This window comes from Streptomyces sp. NPDC020422, assembly GCF_044386705.1.
Lineage (GTDB): Bacteria > Actinomycetota > Actinomycetes > Streptomycetales > Streptomycetaceae > Streptomyces.
Genome location: NZ_JBIRVJ010000001.1, coordinates 405,377 through 428,180 on the forward strand (window position 1 = coordinate 405,377; position 22,804 = coordinate 428,180).

The window sequence follows — 22,804 nt, forward strand, 5'->3', positions numbered from 1 at the left end:
GGTGACGGCCACGGAGCAGGCGGCTCAGGAGGCGTTCGACCTCGGGGCCCGCGAGCGCGCGGAGGGCAACGTGGAAGCCGCCCGCGCCGCGTTCGCGCGCGCGGCGGAAACCGGCCATCCCGACATCGGCCCGAAGGCCCTGGCGAACCTGGCCGTCCTCGAAGCCCAGGCGGGCCGGACCGCGCAGGCCCGCGCCGCGTTCGAGCGGGCCATCGCCACCGGGCACCCGGACCACGCGCCGCAGTCCCTGTTCAATTACGCCCTCTTCCGGCAGCGCGACGGCGAGCCGGCGCACGCACGGGAGCTCTACCGGCGCGCCGTCGACAGCGGGCATCCCGAACACGCCCGCAAGGCCCTGCTCAACCTCGCCAACCTCAGCGCCGAGGAGGGCCGCACCGACGAGGCCTGCGGACTGTATCTGCGGGCCATGGAACCGCCGTTCCTCGGCGACACCGCCCACCGGGCGCACCGACGGCTGGTCGAGGTCGACCCGGGCCGGCTCGCCGAGGGGCGCGAGGTCTACCTCCGGGCCCTCGCGGACGCCGACGAGCCGACGGCCGCCCAGGCCCGCGCCCTCCTGTACGACCTCGACCCCGGGTACCTGCTGCCGGGAGAGCCGATCACGCTCGGCTCCCTCCGACTCGACCCGGCCGACATCGAGTCCGCGGAATGGGCGATGGGCCGGCCGGGGTACTCCGGCGGCCACCTCGACGTGTACACCCACGACGGCGCCCACCACACCGTCTTCGTCGACCTGCGCGACCCCCACCACCGCCGCGGTTACGAGGCCCTGCGGCGACACGTGGGATCGGACGACCTCTAGGGCCGGGCGCGGCCGGGAACACGACGCGGCAAGGGCACGGGGACGGCCCCTAGCCCAACCGGGCGCAGCTGTCAGTCCGGAAGGTTCCGGATTCACCGGCCGGGGAAGCGCCGCTACCTTCCGAACCGCCCCTCGACCGGCCCCGTCGTGCCCCAGGAGGTCACGTTGACCGCGCACCACCCCACCCGCAGGAGCATCCTCAAGTCCGTCGGCGGGCTCACCGCCGCCGCGGCCCTCGGCGCCGGAGGCGTCCTCGCGTCCGCCTCCACGGCCGCCGCGGCCGGTGACGGCTTCGGCCTGCGCATCGTGGACCGCAACGAGAGCGACCACCGCATGTGGTATTACCGCTTCGCGACCGACGCGATCGGCTGGAACCCCGGCGTCAACGTGCTCCTGCCGGACGACTACCACTACAGCGGCCGCACCTACCCCGTCCTCTACCTCTTCCACGGCGGCGGGGACGGCCAGGACTTCATCACCTTCGACCGCGAGGGCATCCGCGAGTGGACGGCCGGTCGGCCGATCATCGTGGTCATGCCCGACGGCGGGCGGGCCGGCTGGTACTCGAACCCGGTGAGCTCCAACGTCGGCCCCCGCAACTGGGAGCACTTCCACATCAACCAGCTGCTGCCCTGGGTCGAGGCGAGCTTCCGCACCTTCGCCGAGTACGACGGCCGGGCCGTCGCCGGCTTCTCCATGGGCGGCTTCGGCGCGCTCAAGTACGCGGCCAAGTACTACGGCCACTTCGCCTCGGTCAGCGCCCACTCCGGCCCCGCCAGCCTGCGCCGGGACAACGGCCTCGTGGTCCACTGGGCCAACGTCTCGTCCGCGACCGACCTCGGCGGCGGCACCGTCTACGGCGCCCCGTTCTGGGACGAGGGCCGGGTCAGCGCCGACAACCCCGTGCAGCGCATCGAGAGCTACCGCAACAAGCGGGTCTTCCTCGTCGCCGGCACCAGCCCGGATCCGGTCAACTGGTTCGACACCGTCAACGAGACCCAGGTCCTCGCCGGGCAGCGCGAGTTCCGCGCCGCCCTCGACCGCGCGGGGATCGGGCACGAGTCGTACGAGCTGCCCGGCGGCCACTTCATCCGGCACGACATGATGCAGCGCGACATCGACGGCATCATCCAGCGCCTCCGCAAGGCCTGACGGGGGGCCACACGTGTCGCTCGGTCTTCCCCGACGCGCGCTGCGCGTCCTCGTCGCCACGGCCGCGGCCCTCGCGCCCGGCCTGCTGGTGACCGGCCCGGCCACGGCCCAGGCCGTCGCCACCGCCGCAACCCAGTCCACCACCCAGTCGACCACCCAGTCGACCGCCCGGGCCGCGGACTTCACCGCTGCCTGCCCCGCCGAGGGGCCGGTCACCCAGCCCTACCACTCCGGCCACAACGGCGTGGACATCGGCAACGTCCTCGGCACCCCGATCTTCGCCATCGGCGACGGCGAGGTGACCCACTCGGGATACGCCGACGGCTACGGCCAGTGGATCCGCATCCAGCACCCCGACGGGCGCATCTCCGAGTACGGGCACATGTACCAGCGGTTCGTCTCCGTCGGCGAGCACGTCACCGCCGGCCAGGAGATCGCCCTGATGGGGCAGGAGGGCAGCGACGTCCAAGGCGTCCACCTCCATCTGCGGATCTGGGGCGACCCCTCCACCTCGTACGGCATCGACCCCGAGGTCTACCTCGCCGAGCACGGCGTGACCCTGCCCTGTGTCCCCGGCGGCGTCCCGCAGCCCCGGCCGCTGGTCTACCCGGCGGAGTCGGGCCGGGTGGTCTCGGCCCGCTCCTCCGACGGACGGCTCGAGGTGTTCGCGGCCGGTGCCGACGGCGTGCACCACGCCTGGCAGCTCGCGTCGAACGGCGCATGGTCCGCCTGGGAGTTCCTCGGCGGGCCGGGCGGCGCCGAGCTGGCGATCGCCCCGAACGCCGACGGGCGGCTGGAGATGTTCGCGATCAACGGCAACACCTTCCAGCACCGCTACCAGCTCCAGCCCGCGGGCGGCTGGTCCGGCTGGGAGGCCTTCGGCGGCGGCGGGCGCGACATCGCCGCCGGCGTGAACGCCGACGGCCGGATCGAGGTCTACGCCTCGGGCCCGGTCGGGCTCTTCCACAAGTACCAGACCGCCCCCAGCGGCGGCTGGGCGGAGTGGGAACCGACCGGCGGCGGCCCCGCCGACGCCCGGGTGGAGATGGAGAAGGCCCCGGACGGGCGCCTTGAGGTCTTCGCCCTCAACGGGAACGCCTTCCAGCACCAGTACCAGACGGCCGTCAACGGCGGCTGGTCCGCGTGGGAGGACTTCGGCGGCGGCGGGCGCGACCTGACCGTCGACCACAACCAGGACGGGCGGATCGAGGTCTTCGCCTCCGGGCCGGTCGGCGTCTTCCACAAGTACCAGACGAGCCCCACGAGCTGGTCCGAGTGGGAGCCCACGGGCGGCCCCGCCGACTCCCAGCTCACCAGCGAGCGGACCGCCGACGGACGGGTCGAGGTGTTCGCCATCAACGGCGGCGTCGCCCAGCACATCTGGCAGAACGGCGTCAACGCCCCCTACAGCGCCTGGGAGGGCTTCGGCGGCGGCGGTACGGAGATCACCGCCACCAGCAACGCCGACGGCCGCATCGAGGTGTTCGGCACCAGCAGCGCCGGGGTCTACCACAAGTGGCAGACCGGCCACGCGAGCTGGTCCGAGTGGGCGTGGGTCAACAACACCGCGGGTCCCGCGGTCAACTGAGGAGACAACAGGTGACAACCGGACAGCGCTCCCCGAGAGCGCCCCATCGCGCCGTCCTGTCGGCGTTCGCCTCGCTGCTCCTCGCCGCGGGCATCCTCGCGGGCGCCTCTCCGGCGCAGGCCGCGTCGAGCGACCTGTGCGCCCAGGTCGGCTACAACGCCGGATTCCGCGGCGACGGCCTGGTCACCGCCGTCGCCGTCGCCCTCGCGGAGTCCAGCTGCGACCCGTCGGCGACCAACGTCACGAACAACACGCCCCCCTCGCGCGACCGCGGCCTGTGGCAGATCAACGACTACTGGCACCCCGAGGTCGACGACGCCTGCGCCTACGACGCCCAGTGCAACGCCAACGCCGCCTTCACCATCTCCAACGGCGGCACCAACTGGCAGCCCTGGTCCACCTACAACGCGGGCGCGCACCGGCGCCACATGGACGAGGCGCGCGCCGCGGTCGACCGCCTCGGCCACCCCGGCCCCGGTCCCGCCCCGCTGGTCTACCCGGCGGAATCCGGCCGCGTGGTCTCCGCCCGCTCCTCCGACGGACGGCTCGAAGTGTTCGCGGCCGGTGCCGACGGCGTGCACCACGCCTGGCAGGTGGGGGTGAACGGCGCCTGGTCCGACTGGGAGTTCCTCGGCGGGCCGGGCGGCGCCGAGCTGGCGATCGCCCCGAACGCCGACGGACGGCTGGAGATGTTCGCGATCAACGGCAACACCTTCCAGCACCGCTACCAGCTCGCGCCCTCGGGCGGCTGGTCCGGCTGGGAGGCCTTCGGCGGCGGCGGGCGTGACATCGCCGTCGGCGCCAACGGCGACGGGCGCCTGGAGGTCTTCGCCTCCGGTCCCGTGGGCGTCTTCCACAAGTACCAGACCGCGCCCAACAGCGGCTGGTCGGAGTGGGAGCCCACCGGCGGCGGCCCCGCCGACGGACGCCTCGAAGTGGAGAAGTCGCCCGACGGGCGCCTTGAGGTCTTCGCCCTCAACGGGAACGCCTTCCAGCACCAGTACCAGACGGCCGTCAACGGCGGCTGGTCCGCGTGGGAGGACTTCGGCGGCGGCGGGCGCGACCTGACCGTCGACCACAACCAGGACGGGCGGATCGAGGTCTTCGCCTCCGGGCCGGTCGGCGTCTTCCACAAGTACATGACCAGTCCCACGAGCTGGTCCGAGTGGGAGCCCACCGGCGGCCCCGCCGACTCCCAGCTCACCAGCGAACGCTCGCCGGACGGCCGCGTCGAGGTCTTCGCCATCAACGGCAGCGTCGCCCAGCACCTGTGGCAGACCGGGGTCAACGCCCCCTACGGCCAGTGGGAGAACTACGGCGGCGGCGGTACGGAGATCACCGCGGCCGCCAACGCCGACGGCCGCATCGAGGTGTTCGGAACCAGCCACGCCGGGGTCTACCACAAGTGGCAGACCGGCTTCTCCAGCTGGTCCGAGTGGTCCTGGCTCAACGGCACCGCGGGCCCCGCCGTCGACTGACCGGGCCCGCCGCCACCGCCCGAACCGGCCCCCGCGGCCGGCCGAGCCCCGCCCCCGTCGGGACCGGCCGGCCGCGGGCCCACCAGGAGAAGAGCCATGCACCCCATCAGCAGACGGCAGCTGCTGCGGGCGACCGCCGGCGCCGGCGCCCTCGCCCTCCCGGGCCTCGGGGCGCCCCCGGCCACGGCCGGCACCCTTCCGCCGCACCGGTGGATCGGCGCCGGTCCGCCCACCCCCGTGTACGACCCGTCCACCCGCGAGCGGCGGCGCTATCTCAACGACCACACCCTGCTGCGGGCCGGCGGACGCTGGCACCTGTTCGGCATCGTCGGCGACAGCGCCCCGCCAGGCCGCTCCCCGGACAGCGCGAAGGAGGTCTCCTTCGCCCACGCCTCCGCCCCCTCCCCGTACGGCCCCTGGACCGGCCACGCCGACGCGCTGACCGTCGACCCCGGATACCACGGCGAGGAGCACCTGTGGGCTCCGCACGTCGTCGAGGCGGACGGCACGTACCGGATGTTCTACGCGGCCGGCGGCGCCGAGGGGGCCGCGATCAACCTCGCCACCTCCACCGACCTGTTCACCTGGACCCGCATTCCGAGCGGCCCGCTGTTCCGCGGACGCGCCGCCCGCGACCCCATGGTGCTGCGGGTCGGCGCGGAATGGGTCATGTACTACACGGAGGTCTCGGCCTCCGACGGGCGGCACCTCGTCTGCACCCGCCGCTCCGACGACCTGCTGCACTGGAGCGAGCCCGGCACCGCCTACGCCGACGCCACCACCGAGGCGACCGGCGTCTCGGTCACCGAGTCGCCCTTCGTCGTCGAACGCGACGGCTGGTACTACCTGTTCATCGGGCCCCGCAACGGCTACGACGGCACCGACGTCCTCGCCTCCCTGGACCCCTTCCGCTTCACCCTCGACGGCTGGGCCGGCCATGTGCCCGGTCACGCGGTCGAGGCCGTCACCGACGGGCAGGACTGGTACGCGAGCGCCGCCGGCTGGTTCGGCAAGGGCCTGTCCATGGCCCCGCTGGAGTGGCGGGACACCCCGCCCCGGTGGCAGAGCCCCGACAACCCGGTCGTCTCCCTGGACGTCGACGGCAGGCTCAACGTCTTCGCGCTCGACGCGGACGACCGCTCCGTGCTGCGGCGCGTCCAGCTCGACCCGGAGGACGGCACCTGGTCGGAGTGGGAGCGGTTCGGCGGCCCGGCCGGGGCGGTCCCCACCCTCGGCCGCGACGCCGACGGTCGCCTTGAGGTCTTCTCGCTCGCCCCCGGCGGCGTCAACCTGCACCACAGGGTGCAGCGCCCGGACGGCGGCTGGTACGACTGGGAGGAGTTCGGCGGCCCGGCCGCGGCCGCCCCCGCCGTGGCCCGCGACGCCGACGGCCGTCTCGAGGTCTTCGCCCTGAGCCCCGACGGCGCCGTCGTCGCCCGCCGACGCCAGACGGCCCCCGGGGCACGGGGTTGGGACCCCTGGGACGCCGGATTCGGCGGCCCCGCGGGCGCCCCGCCGGTCGTCGCGGCCAACGCGGACGGCCGCCTCGAAGTGTTCTCCCTCGCGCCCGGCGGCGCCGCGCTCACCCACCGCTGGCAGCTGGCGCCCGGCGGCGCCTGGTCGGCCTGGGGCGCCTTCGGCACCGCCGCGGCGGGCGCGCCCCGGGTGACCCGCGACGGCGGCGGCCGGCTCACCGTCGCCGCCCTCGCCCCGTCCGGGGTGGGTTCCTTCCACCGGCGCCAGTCGCTGCCCAGCGGCGGATGGGACGCGTGGCAACCGCTGTTCGGCTGGTCGGCCGCTGCGCCGCTGCTCGTCCCCAGCGCCGACGGACGCCTCGAAGCGTTCGCGCTCGCGCCCGGCGGCGAGCGCCTCGACCACCGCTGGCAGCTCGCGCCGGGCGGGAGCTGGGACCCCGGCGAGGAGTTCGGCGAGCCCGGCGTGACGCTCGCCGCCACCCCCTCCGCCGCGGCCGACGCCACCGGCCGCGTCCACCTCTTCGCCGTCACCACCGACGGTCGCATCCGCACTCGCGCACAGGAGAGGCCCAGCGGCGGCTGGCAGCCGTGGACCGCGTTCGGCCACCGCGCCGTCGCACCCCTCCGATCGGGCGCACCCGCCTCCTGACCACCGGAACGGAACCCGGACAGGCGGGGCGAACCCTCCCCTTCGAACCGCGCGGACGGCCCGCGAAGTGGCCGATGCCACGCGGTGCATGACCGTGTGCAACCGGTAACGTTCGGTGTGTCGGGCAACGGTCGGCACGCGGGACGGGGGAGCGGTGAGCGGGATTGTCATCCACCTGCCGCAGGGCAGTGGCGGAGGCGTGGACGGGGAGCCGTGCGGGGACGCGGTGACCCTGAGACTCGGACCCGGGCAGCGGGCCCGGTTCGGCCGCGGCTCGTCGAGCACCCCCGTGGAGCTCCGCCTCGCCGACGCGGCCATCTCCCGGCTCGCCGGGGAGATCCGGGCGACCGAGGACCACTGGCAGCTGAGCAACCACAGCACCAGCCACAGCTATCTCGTGGAGAACCCGGAGGGCGCGGGCGAGTACCTGAGGGTCCCGCCGCGCCGCGCCGGGGCGCCCATCCCCTTCGAGTTCTCCCGGGTGGTGCTGCCCACGCGCCGCGACACCACCGTCTTCTTCCAGGTGTTCGCGCCCGACCACGTCTATCTGGACCCGCGGGGCACGGGCGGTCCCGGCGAGAGCCGCACGCTCACGGCGTACTCCCTCGACGAGACCGCCACGTACTTCCTCGTGCTGGTCGCGCTCTGCGAGCCGTGGCTGCGCGACCGTTCACCGGTGGCGGTGCCCACCACGCCCGAGGTCGTCGAGCGGCTCCGGGGCCATGCCGCCCGTGCGAGGCTGACGGCCCGCGCGGTCAGTTCGCACATCGACTACCTCGCCGACGAGAAGCTGCGGATCGGCCTCCCGGCCTCGGCCGACACCGGCCGGACGGAACGCAGGAACGGCAAGCGCGAGGCGGTCGTCGGCGTGGCGCTGAAGTTCGGCATCGTCCGCGAGGAGCACCTGGCGCTCTTACCGCCGGCGGCCGAGTCCGCCGAGCGGGGACGGTAGGGCGGGGTGCGCGTGGACGAGCGGACCGTCTCGTGGGGGAGCGGCCGGCCCGAACCGCTGCCCGAGGGCTGCCGGGTGGGCGACTGGATCGTCACCGAGCCCATCGGGTCGGGAGGCTGGGCGACGGTGTACGCGGCCCGGCCCGCGGACCCCGCCGCGGCCGAGGACGAGGAGGTCGCGCTCAAGGTCATGCCGACCGCCGGGCTCGCCCCGCGCCAGGCCCGGGACGTGGCGGAGGCGGCCGCGCGCGAGGTCGGACTCGGCCGCGGGGCGGCACACCCCCGGCTCATCCGGCTCCTCGACTCCTTCGTGCTCGGTGCCGCTCCGGACCCCTTGCTCGACGGGGCGATCGTCCTCGTCATGGAGCGGGCCGCGGGCAGTCTGCGCGAGCTGATCGACGCCGGGGTGGCCGAGACCGAGGGGGCCGCGCTGATCGCCGGGATCTGCGAGGGCCTCGCCCATCTGCACCGCGCGGGCTGGGTGCACACCGACCTCAAACCCGAGAACATCCTCATCGGCCGGGACGGCTCGGTGAAGCTGTCGGACTTCGGCTTCGCCGTCGAACTGACCGGCACCCACGGTTACACGCCCCCGATGGGCACCCTGGACTACCTCCCGCCCGAACGGGGCGAGGAACCCCTCGGCGAGCAGGGCGTCCGGGTCCGGCAGAGCGCGGACATCTGGGCCCTGGGCATCGTCATCCACGAGGTCTTCGCCTCGGGCGCCTCCCCCTTCCCCGGAGCCACCCCGGCGGCCCGCACCGCCGCCGTACGGGAGTACGCGGAAGGGCGCGCCCCGCTGCGGATGGACCACGCCGTCCCCGAGTTCTGGCGCGAGCTCGCCGCCGACTGCCTCGCCCCCAGCCACGCCGCCCGCGCCGGGCACACGGCCGAGGCCCTGCTCGACCGGATCCGGAGCCGGCCCGGCACCGGCGCCGGGGGCGGGGGCGGCGGGGCGCGCCGGCGGCGCCGGTCGCTCGCTCCGCTGCTCGCCGTGGCGATGGGCGTGTGCGCCGCGGCGGGCGCCGTGCTCTGGTCGTACACCGGCACGGGGGGAGCGGAGGACGAAGGCCCGGCGCGGATCAGGGTGTTCAACGCCGAGCGCGGCTGCCAGGGCCGTACGGACCGCGACCGCCAGTGCAGTCTCGGCCTGGCGATCGACCCGCGCAGCCCCTATACGGCGGAGAACGTCGTGCCGACCCGGGTGTGGCACGGCGACGTCCTCGAAGTGGAGTGCCGGCTGCCGGACGGTCAGCCCATCATCGACGAGGAGGACCGGCAGTCCACGGTGTGGTTCCGGATCCGCCTTCCGGGGGCGGGCGTTCCGGCCACGGCGTGGCTCCCCGCCGTCCGCACCAAGGACCGCCCGCAGCTGCCGAGGTGTCCCCGTCCCACGGCGTCGGCGCCGGTGAAAGCGCGTCCGTCATGACAGAGGTGTGACATTCGCGTCCGAAATGCGTGAAACCTTCCTGCCGTATCGTCCGTCCTCCCTTCTGGGATACGGTCAGGAACCTACGGGGAGTGGGCATTCCATGGGAGAGAAGCGCAAGTACACCACGCACATAGCCGTGGTGGCGTCGGCGATAGGGCTGAGCCTGGCGGCATGGGGCGCCACCGCGCTCGCGGACCCGGAGGCCGCCGCCGGCCTGGGCGCCGGGCCGAGCGCACAGGCGCCCGAGGGGCGGGACGGGCTGCCGGGCAAGGGCCCGGCCCAGGTGCGGCCGGCGAAGGTGCCCGAGAGCATCGCGCACGCCGCGGAGGCCGGCGGCTCCGCGGTGAACATCACCATCGACGACGGTCCCGACCCGCGCTGGACGCCCCGGATGCTCGACATACTCAAGGAGAACGGCGTCAAGGCCGTGTTCTGCATGGTCGGCCCGAACGCGAAGCAGCACCCCGAACTCGTCAAGCGGGTGGTCGCCGAAGGCCACAAGCTCTGCGACCACACCATCGACCACGACACCTCGATGGACAAGAAGTCGGTCGCGTACCAGAAGCGGCAGATCCTGGACGCGAAGAAGATGATCGAGGACGCGGCCGGGGGAGCCGTGGTCGAGTACTACCGGGCGCCGGGCGGCGCCTTCACCCCGGACAGCAGGCGCATCGCCGCCGCGGCCGGCATGCGGCCGCTGGGCTGGAACGTCGACACCAAGGACTTCGAGCAGCCGGGCACCGCCTCGATCGTCCACACGGTCAAGAGCGAGCTGTCCAACGGGCCGACGATCCTCTTCCACGACGGCGGCGGCGACCGCAGTCAGACGGTCGCGGCCCTGGAGCAGGTCCTGCCGTGGCTCAAGGGGCAGGGGCACACCTTCAGCTTCCCGGTCCGCACGGCCCCCTGACCGGTCACCAGCCGAACCGGCGGTCGGCCCAGGCGGCGAACTCCTCGAAGCTGAGCACCCGGTCGCCGTTGAGGTCCGCCTCGTCGAACAGCGCGGAAGAGGCGTCGTCGTCCCCCACTCCCCAGGCCGGGATGATCCCCTGCGCGGCGAGCGTCGGGCCCTTGCCCCGGAGGGCGGCGATGACCTCGGTGCGCGTCAGGGTGCCGTCCCGGTCGAGGTCGAGCGCGTCGAAGAGGGTCCGGGCCTTGTCGCTCATCGTGTGTCCTGTTCCGTGAGGCGGGTACGCGGCTGTGCTGCCGGCTGGTAGGACGCCGCGGACGCCTGATCAGTTGCCTGCCCCGCCGCTGCGGCCGTGCCCCGCGGCGGGGCGGTCTCGTTGGCTGTGCGGGACCGCGGGGGCATGGGGACCACCACTCGGGAACGGAGTGCACATGACAGGCGTCGAGCTCATCCTGGCGGCGTTGGCGACCGGAGCGGCCGCGGGGGTGTCGGAAACGGCGGGGACCGCCGTCCGCGACGCGTACGCGGGGCTCAGGGACGCCCTGCGGCGCCGCGCCGGCGGCGCGGCCGACCCCGCGACGCGGGAGCTCCTCGAAGCCGAGGAGGTCGAGCCGGGCCTCTGGGAGGCCCGGATGCGCGGGCGTCTCGAGGAGACCGGCGCGGACCGGGACGAGGAGGTCCTCGCCGCGGCACGGCTCCTGCTGGAGCGGGCGGACGGACCACGGGCCCGCCCCGAGGTCAACGCCGAGCAGGCCAAGGGCGTGCAGATCGGCGACCACAACACCCAGACGAACCACTTCTCTTGACCCGCCCCGACGCGGAAGCGGAATCCGGGCCAGGATCCGGCGCCCCTGCGCCCGCCGAACCCGTGGTGATCGACGCCTCGCATGCGCGAGGGGTGCAGATCGGCCACCACAACACCCAGACGAACGTCTTCGTCACGGCCGCGCCCGCCGTCCGCTCCGCCTATCCGCACCAGGTACGGGCCATCGCACCGCCCGAACTCCTCGACCGACAGCCGGAGCTCGCGGCACTCGCCGCGTTCTGCACCGCGCCGGGCGACGGCGGATACCTGTGGTGGCGGGCGCCCGCGTGGGCGGGCAAGTCCGCGCTGCTGGCGTGGTTCGCCCTGCACCCGCCGCCCGGCGTCCGCGTGGTCCCCTTCTTCGTCACCGGCCGCTTCGCCGGCCACGGCGACCGGACCGGCTTCACCGACGTCGTCCTGGAGCAGCTGGCCGAGCTGCTCGACCGGCCCCTGCCGGCGCAGCTGTCCGAGGCCACCCGCGGCCCCCACCTCACCGCCCTCCTCACCGACGCCGCCGCCCTGTGCCGGGAGCGCGGCGAGCGGCTCGTCCTCCTAGTCGACGGCCTCGACGAGGACCGCGGAGTGGTCGCCGGACCGGACGCGCACAGCATCGCCGCGCTCCTGCCGGTCCGGCCGCCGCACGGCCTGCGGGTCGTCGTCGCGGGCCGCCCGGACCCGCCGCTGCCCTCCGACGTGCCCGAGGGGCACCCGCTGCGGGCCGAAGGCGTCGTCCGGGTGCTCGGCATGTCGCCGCACGCCCAGGTGGTGCGCCGGGACGCCGAGCGAGAGCTCAAGCGGCTGCTGCACGGCTCCGCGGCCGAGCAGGACCTCCTCGGCCTGGTCACGGCCTCCGGCGGCGGCCTGCGCGCCGCCGACCTCGCCGAGCTGACCGGCCTCGACCGGTGGCAGGTCGACGAGCACCTGGAGGCGGTGACGGCCCGTACGTTCACCCGGCGCGGCGGCCACGGTGCCGCCGCACCGGCGGACGCCTACCTCCTCGCCCACGAGGAACTCCAGGCCGCGGCCGTCCGGTTCCTCGCGCCGCGCCTCGGCGCCTACCGGGAGCGGCTGCGCACCTGGGCGGACGCCTACCGCGGCCGCGGCTGGCCGCCCGACACCCCCGACTACCTGCTGCGCGGGTACGCGGCGATGCTCGCCGACTCCGGTGAGGCCGCCGAACTCTTCGCCTGCGCGACCGACCGGGCCCGGCACGCCCTGCTGCTGTCCAGGACCGGCGGGGACGCCGCCGCGCTGGCCGAGATCGGCGCGGCGCAGGACGCGGTGCTCGCACGGGAGGTGCCGGACCTCGCCGGACTGGGCGTGCTGGCAGTCCACCACGGCCTGCTCTCCGCCCGGAACCTCGCCCTGCCGCCGGCGCTGCCGGCCGCGTGGGCGGTGCTCGGCGACCTCCCCCGCGCGCAGGCCCTGGCCGGATCGGCGCCCGAGGCCGGCACACGGGCCGAGCTCCTGACGGACCTCGTGGAGCGGGCGGCCGGCGCCGGACAGCCGGAGACGGCCGTCGGGATCGCGGAACGCGTCACCGCGACGGCCCGCGGCATCGAGAACCCCTGGCTGCGGGAGCAGGCGCTGATCCGGCTCGCCGCCGTGCTCGCCGGAGCCGGTCACGTGGACCGGGCGACCGCCGTGGCGGCCACCCTCGCCGGAGCCGGGCAGCCCCACGCGGCGCTCCTGAAGATGGCGGAGGCCCTCGCCCACGCCGGCCGGGACGCGCAGCTACGCCGCCTGATCGCGTCCTCCCCCGAGCTCGAGGCGCGCGAGGACGCCTGGCAGCGGGTGGCACAGGTCTGGGCCCGGCAGGGACGCCTCACGGAGACGGAGCGGCTCGCCGCCTCCCTCACCACCCGGGCCCGCGCCTTCGCCCTGGAGTCCCTCGCCGACGCACAGGCCGGGGCGGGGCGCCATGCGGAGGCAGAGGCGACCGCGCTCGCTGCCGACGACCCGTTCGTGGCGCAGCGCGCCCTGAAGACCGTGGCCTGCCACCTGGCCGAGGCCGGCTTCCACGACCGCGCGGAGGCACTCGTGGACCGGCTGACCGAACCGATGCTGCGGACACACGGTCTCGAGCAGCTCGCGGAGATCTCGGCGACGGCGGCCGAGGGCGAGGACGGGGGAGTGGCAGGCGCCCTCCGGGCGCGGGCCGCGCGGCAGTGGGCCGCCGCGTGCGGGCTCGCCGACACGGAGCGGACCGCCGAGAGCCGCGTACGGGTCTGGACCGGACTGGTGCGGAACGCCGCCGCGGAACCCGCGCAGGCCCTGCGGCTCGCCGACCGGGCCGAGGCACTGGCCCGTACGCTCAAGGGCCCCTACCGGACGGCGCACGCGCTGGGCACCCTGGCGGTGGCGCTCGTCCACGCGGGCGCGCACGCCCGCGCCGAGGCCGTGCTGGGCACCCTCTCCGGCTACAACGCCCAGGAGACGGCGCGCCGCATGGTCGAGGCCGCCGTCCGCTGCGGACACCACGCGTGGGCGGAGACGCTCGTCCGGTCCGGCGAGACCGCCGGCGAACGGGACCTGCTGCTGCACACCCTGGTGCGGGCACTGCGCGAACAAGGCCGGCGGGACCGGGCCACGGCAGCCGCCCGCACCCTGCGCTCACCGCGCCTGCGGGCGGAGGTCCTGGCCGAGCTCGCGCTGGCGGCAGGCGAGGCGGGCGAGCGGCAGACCGCCGCGGAGCTGGCCGCCGAGGCCGAGCGGACCGCCCGGTCCTCCCCGGACGGCGAGGACGAGGGCCGGTCGCTCGCCGCGCTGATCCGCGCGCTCACCGCCGCCCCTGCCGACGCCCGCGACCGGCCCCGCATCCGGCTCCTCGCGCGGCGCACGGAGGCCGTGGCCGCCCGGCTCGCCGAGGAACGCCCGCGCGGCGAGGTGCTGTCCGAGCTGGTGGTGGCCCTCTACCTGGCCGGAGAGCACGCGGCCACGGCCAGGGCGCTGCGCAGCGCCCTCCCGGGGACGAGGGCCGTTGCCTTCACGGCCCTGGTGCGCGCGGCCGGACAGGGCGGACGCAGCGGGAGCGCCAGGCCGCCCGGGTACATCGAGCAAACCAGTCGTCCCGGTCGCGCCGAGCGTCCCGGTCACGTCGGCCTGTTCGCGGACGCGGCCCTCGCCGCGGTCCGTTCCGACGGGGTGGACCCGGAGAGCGTGCCCCACCTGCTGAGCCGGCTCGCCCGCGCGCTGGACGAGGCCGGCGCGGCGGACCGGGCCGAGGCCCTGCTGGGCACGGTGGCGGACCCCGTCGCCCGCATTTACGGCTGGGCGGGCCTGGTGACGACGACCGCGCCCGAGGACCGGACGCGCGTGACGCGACTCGCGGACCTCGCGGAGGCCGCCGCTTTCGGCGTGCCGCCCTCCAACGCCCTTGACCAGGCGCTGCTCGGACTCGCCGAAGCGCTCGTCGAGGCGGGAGCGCACGAGAGGGCCGAGGCGGTCGCGCGCCCGCTGATCCACCCGTACGCCCCCGACATCGCCACGAGCGTCCGCATGCGCGCCGCCGCGGCCCGCCGGGACTGGGCGGAGATCGACCGGCTGGCGGGCACGATGCGGTCGCGGGGCGGGACGTTGCGCACGATGACCTCGCTCGCCGTCGAGGCGGCGGGCGCCGGAGACACCGCCGGGGTGCGGGAGTTCCTGGGGCTGGCATGGGCGCAAGGTGTGGTTCTCGGGGAGTGGGAAGGGCTTGTCGGCCCGGTCGTGGGGGCCCTGGTGGCCGCCGGGGAGTTCGAGGAGGCCGAGGCCCTCGCCGAGAGGGTGCCCACTCCCGGTGAGGCCACCAGGGTCCGTGTCGCTCTCGCCCGCGCCCTCGAACCGGACCGGGCCCGACCGCTGTTGGCACGCGCCCTGCGCGAGGGCGACTGGCGCGAGGCTGCGGACGCCCTGGGCGGGCCGTGGCCGGCGGCGGCGCGGGCGATGGCCGACACGTATCTGGAGGGGACGGCCTGACGGGACTAGGCGAGGGGACTTCGTGCCGGGCCGTCGTCGTGACGGGGGTCTCGTGCCGGGCCGTCGTCGTGACGGGGCTGCCTGACTGGTGTGTCGCGACGTGACGGCGTCCTGCCCGGGCGCCCGTCCCCTGGCCGGCCCCGCTCCCTCTCAGACGAGCCGCACCGCGTCCCGCACGCGGCCCAGTGCCTCGGTGAGGACGTCGAGGTCGGGCGTGGCCAGGGCGAGGCGCAGGGCGGCCGGGGCGTGCCGGGTGGTCGCGAAGGCCTCGGCCGTGGAGACGAGGACGCCCTGCTCGGCGAGGCGGTGGGCGACGATGTCGCCGCGCAGCTCCTCGGGCAGCGGCAGCCAGCCCCAGTACGCGGCGGGATGGGCGTCGTAGCCGAGGTCCGCGAGCGCGTCGCGGGCGATGTCCTGGCGCAGCCGGGCGTCGGCCCGCCGGGTCTTCTCCAGGCGGGCGACCGTCCCGTGGGCCAGCCAACGGGTCGCCAGCGCGGTGGTGACACTGGAGACGCCCCAGCTGGACGCCCGCAGCGCGCGGGTCAGCGCGGAGACGTGCCGCGGCGGGGCGACGACGTGCCCGACGCGCAGCCCGGTGGAGAGGTTCTTCGACAGGCTGCCGATGTGGAAGGTACGTTCCGGGGCCAGGACCTGGAGGGGCGGCGGCCCGTCGGGTACGAGGAAGCCGTAGGTGTCGTCCTCGACGAGGAGGCAGTCGTACCGGCGGGCGACCTCGACGATCCGCTCGCGGGCCGCCGCGTCGAGCGCGAACCCGAGGGGGTTGTGCAGGGCGGGCATCAGATAGACCGCCGCGACCGGACGCTCACGGCAGAGCGCTTCGAGTGCGTCGGGGTCGGTGCCAGCGGGGCCGCGGCGCAGGGGCGCGAGGTCGACGCGGCGGGCGGCGGCGACGAGCTTGATGCCCGGGTACGTCAACGCGTCGGCGGCCACGACCGCCCCGGGCGCGGCGACGCCGCTCAGCACGGTGTCGAGGGCGTGCTGGGCGCCTGCCGTGAGGAGCACCCGGGCCGGGGGGACGTCGATCCCGCGGTCCAGGAGGTACGTGGCCACGGCCGCCCGGTCGGGGCCGCGCCCGCCCGGCGGCTGCTGGACGAGCAGCGCACCCAGGTCGCCCTCGCCCGCCAGGGAGCGCAGGGCGTGCCGGAGCTCGTCGCCCTGCCCCGGCGCGAGCGGCTGGTTGAACGACAGGTCCGCGAGCCGGGCCCCGGCCGGCAGCCGGCGGGCATCGGTGCCGCCGAAGCCGCTGAGGTCGCGCACAAAGGTGCCTCGGCCCGGCTCGCCCGTCACGAGACCGGCGGCGGCGAGCTCGCGGTAGACCTTGGTGGCCGTGGCGAGCGCGAGGCCGCGGTCCCGCGCGAGTTCGCGGTGGGTGGGCAGGCGGGTGCCCGCGGGGAGGGCGCCCGCGCGGATGGCGGCGGCGAGCTCGTCGGCGACGGCCCGGAAGCGCTCGACCCGCACGGCGGCCCCCTCGTCCGGTGGCGGCCGTGACGAGCCCCGGACCTGTAGCTAGGACAATTCCTTGATTGCATCACTCTACGGTCCGTAGCGTCCGTCGTGGGGCCGGCTCCGGCCCCCCGAGCGTCCAGGAGGCCGCGTATGACCGACACCGCCCTGCCCGTCCTCGCCTATCTGCGACGTCGGCTCGCGGGGACGGCGCGGCCGGGGGACCGCACGCACCTGCGCTATCCGACCGCCATCTCCGGCTTCCTCGGCTTCGAGATCGTCGACGTCGGAGAGGGGACCGCCGCGGTGCGGGCCGAGGCGGACGCGGACCGGCGGCACGGCAACCAACAGGGCACGGTGCACGGCGGGTTCCTCGTCGAGCTCGCCGACGCGGCGATCGGGACGGCCCACTCGACCCTGATGCGGGAGGGCGAGACGTTCACGAGCATCGACATCCGGGCCGCGTTCCTGCGCCCGGTGTGGCACGGCACCCTCCTGGCGACCGCCCGGCCGGTGCACTCCGGGCGCACCATCAGCCACTACGTGTGCGAGGTCGTCCGCGACGACGGCAAGTGCGTCGCCACCGTCACGAGCACGGTGACCACCCTGCGCGGCGACCGCGCGGCCGGGCGGTGACACCGGCCCTGGCCGCCCCGTCAGGTGACCGGAACGCGCCGCCCGCGCCGGTCACCCGGCCCCGAAGGGAGTTGTCCACAGGTTCCGGTCGCCGGGGCGGGGGTGTCCTCCCGGGCGGATAGGCTTTTCGAATGGCCCTCACCGACGCTTCCCCCGAGACCTCCGACGCCCTGCAGGTGCTGCACCGCGTCTTCGGTTACGGCTCCTTCCGCGGCGAGCAGGAAGAGATCATCGAGCAGGTCGTCGCAGGCGGCGACGCCCTCGTGCTGATGCCGACCGGCGGCGGCAAGTCGCTCTGCTACCAGATCCCGGCGCTGGTCAGAGAGGGCACCGGCGTGGTGATCTCGCCGCTCATCGCGCTCATGCAGGACCAGGTGGACGCGCTGACGGCGCTCGGCGTGCGGGCCGGCTTCCTCAACTCCACCCAGGACCCCTACCAGCGGCAGGCCGTCGAGCAGGCCTTCCTCGCCGACGAGCTCGACATTCTCTACCTGGCTCCCGAGCGGCTGCGCACCGAGGGCATGCAGCGGCTGCTCGACCGGGGCAGGATCTCGCTCTTCGCGATCGACGAGGCGCACTGCGTCGCCCAGTGGGGCCACGACTTCCGGCCCGACTACCTCGCTCTGTCGATGCTCCACGAGCGCTGGCCCAAGGTGCCGCGGATCGCGCTGACGGCGACCGCCACCGAGGCCACCCACGCCGAGATCGCGAGTCGCCTCGGCCTCCAGGACGCCCGGCACTTCGTCGCCAGCTTCGACCGGCCCAACATCCAGTACCGCATCGTCCCCAAGAACAACGCGCTCAAGCAGGTCCTCGACCTGATCAGGACCGAGCACGACGGCGACGCCGGAGTCGTCTACTGCCTGTCCCGGGCCTCCGTGGAGAAGACCGCCGCCTTCCTGGTGGAGAACGGCATCGACGCCGTGCCGTACCACGCGGGCATGGACGCGGCGGCCCGCGCCGCGAACCAGGCGCGCTTCCTCCGGGAGGACGGGGTCGTGGTCGTCGCCACCATCGCCTTCGGCATGGGCATCGACAAGCCCGACGTGCGGTTCGTGGCCCACCTCGACCTGCCGAAGTCGGTCGAGGGCTACTACCAGGAGACCGGCCGCGCCGGCCGCGACGGCGCACCGGCGACGGCCTGGCTCGCGTACGGACTCCAGGACGTCGTCCAGCAGCGCAAGCTGATCGACGGCTCCGAGGGCGACGAGGCGCACCGCCGCTCCCTCGCCGCGCACCTGGACGCCATGCTCGCGCTGTGCGAGACCGTCGACTGCCGCCGTGTGCGGCTGCTCGCCTACTTCGGCCAGGCCGCCGAGCCCTGCGGCAACTGCGACACGTGCCTCACACCCGCCGAGTCCTGGGACGGGACGGTCGCCGCGCAGAAGCTGCTGTCCACCGTGTGGCGGCTGGCGAAGGAACGGCGCCAGAAGTTCGGCGCCGGACAGATCATCGACATCCTGCAGGGCAAGAAGACGGCCAAGGTCATCCAGTTCGACCACGACGCGTTGTCCGTGTTCGGCGTCGGCGCGGACCTGAGCACCGCGGAGTGGCGGGGCGTCGTGCGCCAGCTGCTCGCGCAGGGTCTCCTCGCGGTCGAGGGCGACTACGGGACGCTCGTCCTCACGGACGGCAGCGGCGAGGTGCTCGGCGGGCGCCGCAGCGTCCCGATGCGCAAGGAGAAGGCCCCGGCCGCCCCGTCCCGCAAGGAATCCGGGTCGCGCTCCGCGAAGGGCGCCCGCGTTCCGGTCGACCTGCCGGCCGCCGCCGTGCCCGTCTTCGAGGCCCTCCGCGCCTGGCGGGCCGCGACCGCCCGGGAGCAGGGCGTCCCGGCGTACGTCGTCTTCCACGACGCCACGCTGCGGGAGATCGCGACCCAGCTCCCCACCTCGATCGAGGCCCTGTCGGGCGTCGGCGGCGTCGGCGAGGCGAAGCTCACCAAGTACGGCCAGGGCGTCCTCGACGCGCTCGCGGAGCACACCGGCGGCGAGCCCGGCCCGTCGCCCGCCGCCCCGCCCGCCGTCCCGGCCCCGGCCGCTGCTCCCGCACCGGCCGCCGGCGCGCGGGCGGGCCGCCCGGCACAGCGGGACGACGGGCCGGCTTTCGACCCGGACGAGGAGCCGCCCTTCGACCTGGACGAGGGCGACGCGCCCTGGGACGACTGGCAGTAGGGAGAGGAGCGGGGCCCGGAAAGGGCCCCGTGGCCCCTACGGCCCTCAGGACCCGGTGCGGCCGAGCGTCGCGGTCGCCGCGATCGCGGTCAGGGTGGCGCGCATCCCGGCCCGGTTGAGGGCGATCCTGCGGGCCGGGTTCGTGCCGGCGAAGACCGTGCCGAGCAGGTCGGCGATCCTGCCGCGCCGACCGCCGGACCGCAGGTCCTGCCAGAACTCGGTGAGCCGGGTCCCCGAGCCCTCGGGCTCGAAGCGGTAGCCCCAGCGGGCGATCGGCAGGCCGAAGACGCCCACGTCGAAGGTGAACTCGCGTGCCTGGCGGGCCTGGACCACCCGGCCCACGGTGAACCAGACGAACGGCCCGCGCCGGTTGAAGCCGACGAACCGGGTCCCCGTCCGCGCCCCCGACCGGGAGAGCACCACCACGGACCGGCACTCCGGGCTCCAGCGCCCCATGTTCCCGAGCTCCGAGACGAGCCGGTAGACGGCCGCCGGGGGCGCGTCCACGACCGTGCTCTCCTCGAGGCTCCACTGCCGCTCCATCGCCCACACCCCTCGCCACGGGGACGGCGGACCCCGCCCCCTACTCGCCGGTACGGTAGCGGGTCGGGACGGGGTCCGGGGCGGTACGGGGGCCTATTCCTCCTCGGGCTTCAGGACGACGAAGTCCGCGTTCGCCGGGTCGAGACAGACGGCCAGCCTGCCCACCCCCGGCGCGTCCTCCGGCCCCATCTGCACCGAGCCGCCGTTCGCCCGCACCGCGGCGACCGCGGCGTCGCAGTCGTCGACCGCGAAGACCGGATGCCAGTAGGGACGCCCGCCCGCCAGGGTGAGGTTCTCCGCGGCCATCTCCATGAGGCCGCCGTGCATGCGCTCCGCGGGCAGCCCCGCCGGCGTGATGAGGCTGTACGTGCCGCCGCCGCCCGGCAGCTCCATGTCGCTGAACCACCACCCGAGGACGGAGCCGTAGAACTCTTTGGCCGCCGCGGCATCGGGCGTGTACAGCTCGGTCCAGGACAGCGAGCCCGGCTCGTCGACCAGCTCCACACCCTTGTTCGTGCCCGGCTGCCAGACGGCGAACTGGCCCCCCAGGGGGTCGCTGTACTGCGCCATCCGGCCCCACTCGTCCAGGTCCATCGGCGCGACCCGCACCGTGCCCCCGGCCTGTTCGACCGCCCGGGTCGTGGCATCGGCGTCCGGGACGCTGTAGTAGATCATCCACGCCGAGCGCGCGCCCTCCTCGGTGAGCCTGCCGAGCCCGGCGACGATCTTGCCGTCCTTGCGGAACATGCCGCCCTCGAAGTCCTCCGCCTCGCCCATGGACTCGTACTCCCAGCCGAGCACGGCCCCGTAGAAGGCCGCGGCGGCCGGGACGTCGGGCGCGCCGAGGTCGAGCCAGCAGGGGGAGCCGGGGGAGAAGTCGGTGGTGATCACGGGGTGTTCCCTTCGCACGTTCGGTAGCCCCCCGCCCTCAGCCTGGCATCCCGGGCACCCGCGCGCCCTTCGTACGCGCCCGGGCGGTCAGCGCCTGACGGTGCGGCCGAAGGAGGAACGCGCCCAGAGGTAGCCGACGAGGCCGAGGCCGAGGCACCAGGCGAGGGCGAGACAGCCGCTGGTGCCGATCTCGGTGCCCATGAGCAGTCCGCGCAGGGTCTCGATGACCGGGGTGAAGGGCTGGTACTCGGCGAACCAGCGCAACCCGGTGGGCATGGAGTCGGTGGGGACGATCGCGCTGCCGAGGAAGGGCAGGAACGTCAGCGGCAGCGGGGCGTTGCTCGCGGACTCGGGGGTCTTCGCCACCAGGCCCATCGCGGCGGAGAGCCAGGTCAGGGCGAGGATGAGCAGCGTCAGGAGGCCGATGGCGGCGAGCCACTCGACGGGCGAGGCGTCGGGGCGGAATCCGATGGCGAGCGCGACGCCGATCACCAGGGCGACGGCGGCCAGGGTCTGGAGGACGCTGCCGACGACGTGCCCGGTCAGAAACGCGGCGCGGGAGATCGACATCGTACGGAAGCGGTTGACGATCCCCTCGGTCATGTCGACGCAGACGCTCACCGCCGTGGCGACCGCGCCGGCGGTCGCGGCCATCAGGATGATGCCGGGCGCCACGTAGTCGATGTACGCGCCGTCCTCGCCGGGGCCGCCGATCCCGGCGCCGATGGCACCGCCGAAGGCGTAGTTGAAGAGCAGCAGCATCATCACCGGCATGATGACGGTGGACATCGTCATCGACGGATAGCGCTGGGCGTGCCTGAGGTTGCGCCGAAGCATCGTCAGCGAGTCGCTGACGGCGTACGAGAGGGTGCTCATCGGGCCATCTCCGTCGTGGATCCGGGCGTGCCGTGACCGGTCAGGGTCAGGAACACGTCGTCGAGGTCGGGGGTGTGGACGGTGAGCGACTCGGCCGGCACGGCCGCGCCGTCGAGGATGTCGAGCACGGCCCGCAGGGTCGGGATGCCGCCGTCGCTGGGGACGCGGAGCGTGAGCTCCTCGGGGTCGCGGGCGGCGGCGCCGAAGTGGCGCGCCGCGGTGTCGAGTGCGGAGAGGTCCGCGAAGCGCAGCTCGATGTGTCCGCCGGGGACGATCCGCTTGAGCTCCTCGGGGGTGCCCTCGGCGACCAGCCGGCCCCGGTCGAGGACGGCGATGCGGTCGGCGAGCTGGTCGGCCTCCTCCAGGTACTGCGTGGTCAGGAAGATGGTGACGCCGTCGGCGACGAGTCCGCGGATGATCTCCCACATGGTGCGCCGGCTGCGGGGGTCGAGCCCCGTGGTCGGCTCGTCCAGGAAGATGATCCGGGGCTCGCCGACCAGGGTCATGGCCAGGTCGAGTTTGCGGCGCATGCCACCGGAGAGGGTCGAGACCGGCTTGCGGGCGGCTTCGGAGAGTTCGAAGCGTGCCAGGAGCCCGGCGACCCGGCGGCGGCCCTCGGGCCGGGGCAGGTGGCGGAGGTCCGCCATCAGGCGCAGGTTCTCCTCGGCGGTCAGGAGGCCGTCGACGGCGGCGAACTGGCCGGTGACGCCGATGGCGGCGCGGACCTGGTCGGGCCGCTCGGCGAGGTCGTGGCCGGCGATCAGAGCCTGGCCGGAGTCGGGTGCGACGAGCGTGGAGAGGATCTCGACGGTGGTGGTCTTGCCGGCCCCGTTGGGGCCGAGGAGGGCGAAGACGGTGCCCTCGGGGATGGTGAGGTCGATGCCGTCGAGGACGACCTTGTCGCCGTACGACTTGTGCAGGCCGTGGGCGGTGATGGCGGGCGGGGCCGTGGTGGGGGCCCTGCCCGTGGTGGTCGCGGTCATGGGCTGCGCTCTCCCTTCCG

18 protein-coding genes are annotated in these 22,804 nt (G+C 74.8%); 12 read left to right on the top strand and 6 right to left on the bottom strand.

Features of this window, described 5'->3' with window-relative positions; translation table 11 throughout:
• Nucleotide 1 precedes the first annotated feature (1 nt).
• The 8 genes from ACH414_RS01890 to ACH414_RS01925 all read left to right on the top strand — a co-directional run bounded on the left by ACH414_RS01890 (nucleotide 2) and on the right by ACH414_RS01925 (nucleotide 10,458).
• Nucleotides 2-823: a tetratricopeptide repeat protein gene (locus tag ACH414_RS01890; RefSeq protein WP_382534466.1), complete on the top strand. Its 822-nt coding sequence runs from the start codon at nucleotides 2-4 to the stop codon at nucleotides 821-823.
• A gap of 165 nt (nucleotides 824-988) precedes the next feature.
• Complete coding sequence (locus ACH414_RS01895; RefSeq protein WP_398940564.1) at nucleotides 989-1,975, top strand: alpha/beta hydrolase; 987 nt, start codon at nucleotides 989-991, stop codon at nucleotides 1,973-1,975.
• A gap of 13 nt (nucleotides 1,976-1,988) precedes the next feature.
• Nucleotides 1,989-3,563, top strand: coding sequence for a peptidoglycan DD-metalloendopeptidase family protein (locus ACH414_RS01900; protein WP_398940565.1), 1,575 nt, complete (start codon nucleotides 1,989-1,991; stop codon nucleotides 3,561-3,563).
• 11 nt (nucleotides 3,564-3,574) lie between these two features.
• Nucleotides 3,575-5,041 (top strand): hypothetical protein, encoded by a 1,467-nt coding sequence (locus ACH414_RS01905; RefSeq protein WP_386562013.1) that lies wholly within the window; start codon nucleotides 3,575-3,577, stop codon nucleotides 5,039-5,041.
• A 96-nt stretch (nucleotides 5,042-5,137) separates the two neighbouring features.
• On the top strand, nucleotides 5,138-7,165 hold the full coding sequence (locus ACH414_RS01910; protein WP_398940566.1) for a family 43 glycosylhydrolase: 2,028 nt from the start codon (nucleotides 5,138-5,140) through the stop codon (nucleotides 7,163-7,165).
• 154 nt (nucleotides 7,166-7,319) lie between these two features.
• The gene (locus ACH414_RS01915) at nucleotides 7,320-8,117 is read left to right on the top strand and encodes a serine/threonine protein kinase (protein WP_398940567.1); all 798 of its coding nucleotides are present in this window, start codon (nucleotides 7,320-7,322) and stop codon (nucleotides 8,115-8,117) included.
• Nucleotides 8,118-8,129: 12 nt separating this feature from the next.
• Nucleotides 8,130-9,545 carry a serine/threonine-protein kinase gene (locus tag ACH414_RS01920; RefSeq protein WP_382534477.1) on the top strand — a complete coding sequence of 472 codons (1,416 nt, stop codon included), beginning with the start codon at nucleotides 8,130-8,132 and terminating at the stop codon, nucleotides 9,543-9,545.
• A 103-nt stretch (nucleotides 9,546-9,648) separates the two neighbouring features.
• On the top strand, nucleotides 9,649-10,458 hold the full coding sequence (locus tag ACH414_RS01925) for a polysaccharide deacetylase family protein (protein WP_382534478.1): 810 nt from the start codon (nucleotides 9,649-9,651) through the stop codon (nucleotides 10,456-10,458).
• Between the two features lie 4 nt (nucleotides 10,459-10,462).
• Here ACH414_RS01925 and ACH414_RS01930 read toward each other — a convergent pair whose 3' ends face one another.
• The gene (locus ACH414_RS01930; RefSeq protein ID WP_382534480.1) at nucleotides 10,463-10,714 is read right to left on the bottom strand and encodes an EF-hand domain-containing protein; all 252 of its coding nucleotides are present in this window, start codon (nucleotides 10,712-10,714) and stop codon (nucleotides 10,463-10,465) included.
• A 175-nt stretch (nucleotides 10,715-10,889) separates the two neighbouring features.
• On the opposite strand from ACH414_RS01930, the gene ACH414_RS01935 reads away from it, so the two are divergent.
• Together ACH414_RS01935 and ACH414_RS01940 are read left to right on the top strand one after the other, a co-directional pair.
• Nucleotides 10,890-11,264: a hypothetical protein gene (locus ACH414_RS01935; protein ID WP_382534482.1), complete on the top strand. Its 375-nt coding sequence runs from the start codon at nucleotides 10,890-10,892 to the stop codon at nucleotides 11,262-11,264.
• Nucleotides 11,265-11,356: 92 nt separating this feature from the next.
• Entirely contained in the window at nucleotides 11,357-15,220 is a 3,864-nt protein-coding gene (locus tag ACH414_RS01940; RefSeq protein ID WP_398940568.1) for a hypothetical protein, read from the top strand.
• Nucleotides 15,221-15,370: 150 nt separating this feature from the next.
• On the opposite strand, the gene ACH414_RS01945 is transcribed toward ACH414_RS01940, so the two are convergent.
• On the bottom strand, nucleotides 15,371-16,699 hold the full coding sequence (locus ACH414_RS01945) for a PLP-dependent aminotransferase family protein (RefSeq protein WP_398940569.1): 1,329 nt from the start codon (nucleotides 16,697-16,699) through the stop codon (nucleotides 15,371-15,373).
• Nucleotides 16,700-16,837: 138 nt separating this feature from the next.
• Here ACH414_RS01945 and ACH414_RS01950 point away from each other — a divergent pair, with 138 nt between their 5' ends.
• Nucleotides 16,838-17,320 (top strand): PaaI family thioesterase, encoded by a 483-nt coding sequence (locus tag ACH414_RS01950; protein ID WP_382534488.1) that lies wholly within the window; start codon nucleotides 16,838-16,840, stop codon nucleotides 17,318-17,320.
• 131 nt (nucleotides 17,321-17,451) lie between these two features.
• Nucleotides 17,452-19,491, top strand: a complete 2,040-nt coding sequence (gene recQ, locus ACH414_RS01955) for a DNA helicase RecQ (protein ID WP_398940570.1) — start codon at nucleotides 17,452-17,454, stop codon at nucleotides 19,489-19,491.
• A gap of 45 nt (nucleotides 19,492-19,536) precedes the next feature.
• Here recQ and ACH414_RS01960 read toward each other — a convergent pair whose 3' ends face one another.
• The 4 genes from ACH414_RS01960 to ACH414_RS01975 form a co-directional block, all read right to left on the bottom strand.
• Entirely contained in the window at nucleotides 19,537-20,034 is a 498-nt protein-coding gene (locus ACH414_RS01960; protein WP_382534492.1) for an SRPBCC family protein, read from the bottom strand.
• 93 nt (nucleotides 20,035-20,127) lie between these two features.
• Nucleotides 20,128-20,925 carry a VOC family protein gene (locus ACH414_RS01965; RefSeq protein ID WP_398940571.1) on the bottom strand — a complete coding sequence of 266 codons (798 nt, stop codon included), beginning with the start codon at nucleotides 20,923-20,925 and terminating at the stop codon, nucleotides 20,128-20,130.
• Between the two features lie 87 nt (nucleotides 20,926-21,012).
• Entirely contained in the window at nucleotides 21,013-21,801 is a 789-nt protein-coding gene (locus tag ACH414_RS01970) for an ABC transporter permease (RefSeq protein WP_386562029.1), read from the bottom strand.
• Nucleotides 21,798-22,784: an ATP-binding cassette domain-containing protein gene (locus ACH414_RS01975; protein WP_386562031.1), complete on the bottom strand. Its 987-nt coding sequence runs from the start codon at nucleotides 22,782-22,784 to the stop codon at nucleotides 21,798-21,800. Before ACH414_RS01975 ends, ACH414_RS01970 begins: the two co-directional genes overlap by 4 nt.
• Between the last annotated feature and the right edge of the window lie 20 nt (nucleotides 22,785-22,804).

Excerpts from the sequence above, each read along its gene's own strand:
- ACH414_RS01910 (WP_398940566.1), top strand. The coding sequence starts at position 5,138 with ATGCACCCCATCAGCAGACGGCAGCTGCTGCGGGCGACCGCCGGCGCC.
- ACH414_RS01925 (WP_382534478.1), top strand. The coding sequence starts at position 9,649 with ATGGGAGAGAAGCGCAAGTACACCACGCACATAGCCGTGGTGGCGTCG.
- ACH414_RS01930 (WP_382534480.1), bottom strand. The coding sequence starts at position 10,714 with ATGAGCGACAAGGCCCGGACCCTCTTCGACGCGCTCGACCTCGACCGG.
- ACH414_RS01935 (WP_382534482.1), top strand. The coding sequence starts at position 10,890 with ATGACAGGCGTCGAGCTCATCCTGGCGGCGTTGGCGACCGGAGCGGCC.
- ACH414_RS01950 (WP_382534488.1), top strand. The coding sequence starts at position 16,838 with ATGACCGACACCGCCCTGCCCGTCCTCGCCTATCTGCGACGTCGGCTC.
- recQ (WP_398940570.1), top strand. The coding sequence starts at position 17,452 with ATGGCCCTCACCGACGCTTCCCCCGAGACCTCCGACGCCCTGCAGGTG.
- ACH414_RS01960 (WP_382534492.1), bottom strand. The coding sequence starts at position 20,034 with ATGGAGCGGCAGTGGAGCCTCGAGGAGAGCACGGTCGTGGACGCGCCC.
- ACH414_RS01970 (WP_386562029.1), bottom strand. The coding sequence starts at position 21,801 with ATGAGCACCCTCTCGTACGCCGTCAGCGACTCGCTGACGATGCTTCGG.
- ACH414_RS01975 (WP_386562031.1), bottom strand. The coding sequence starts at position 22,784 with ATGACCGCGACCACCACGGGCAGGGCCCCCACCACGGCCCCGCCCGCC.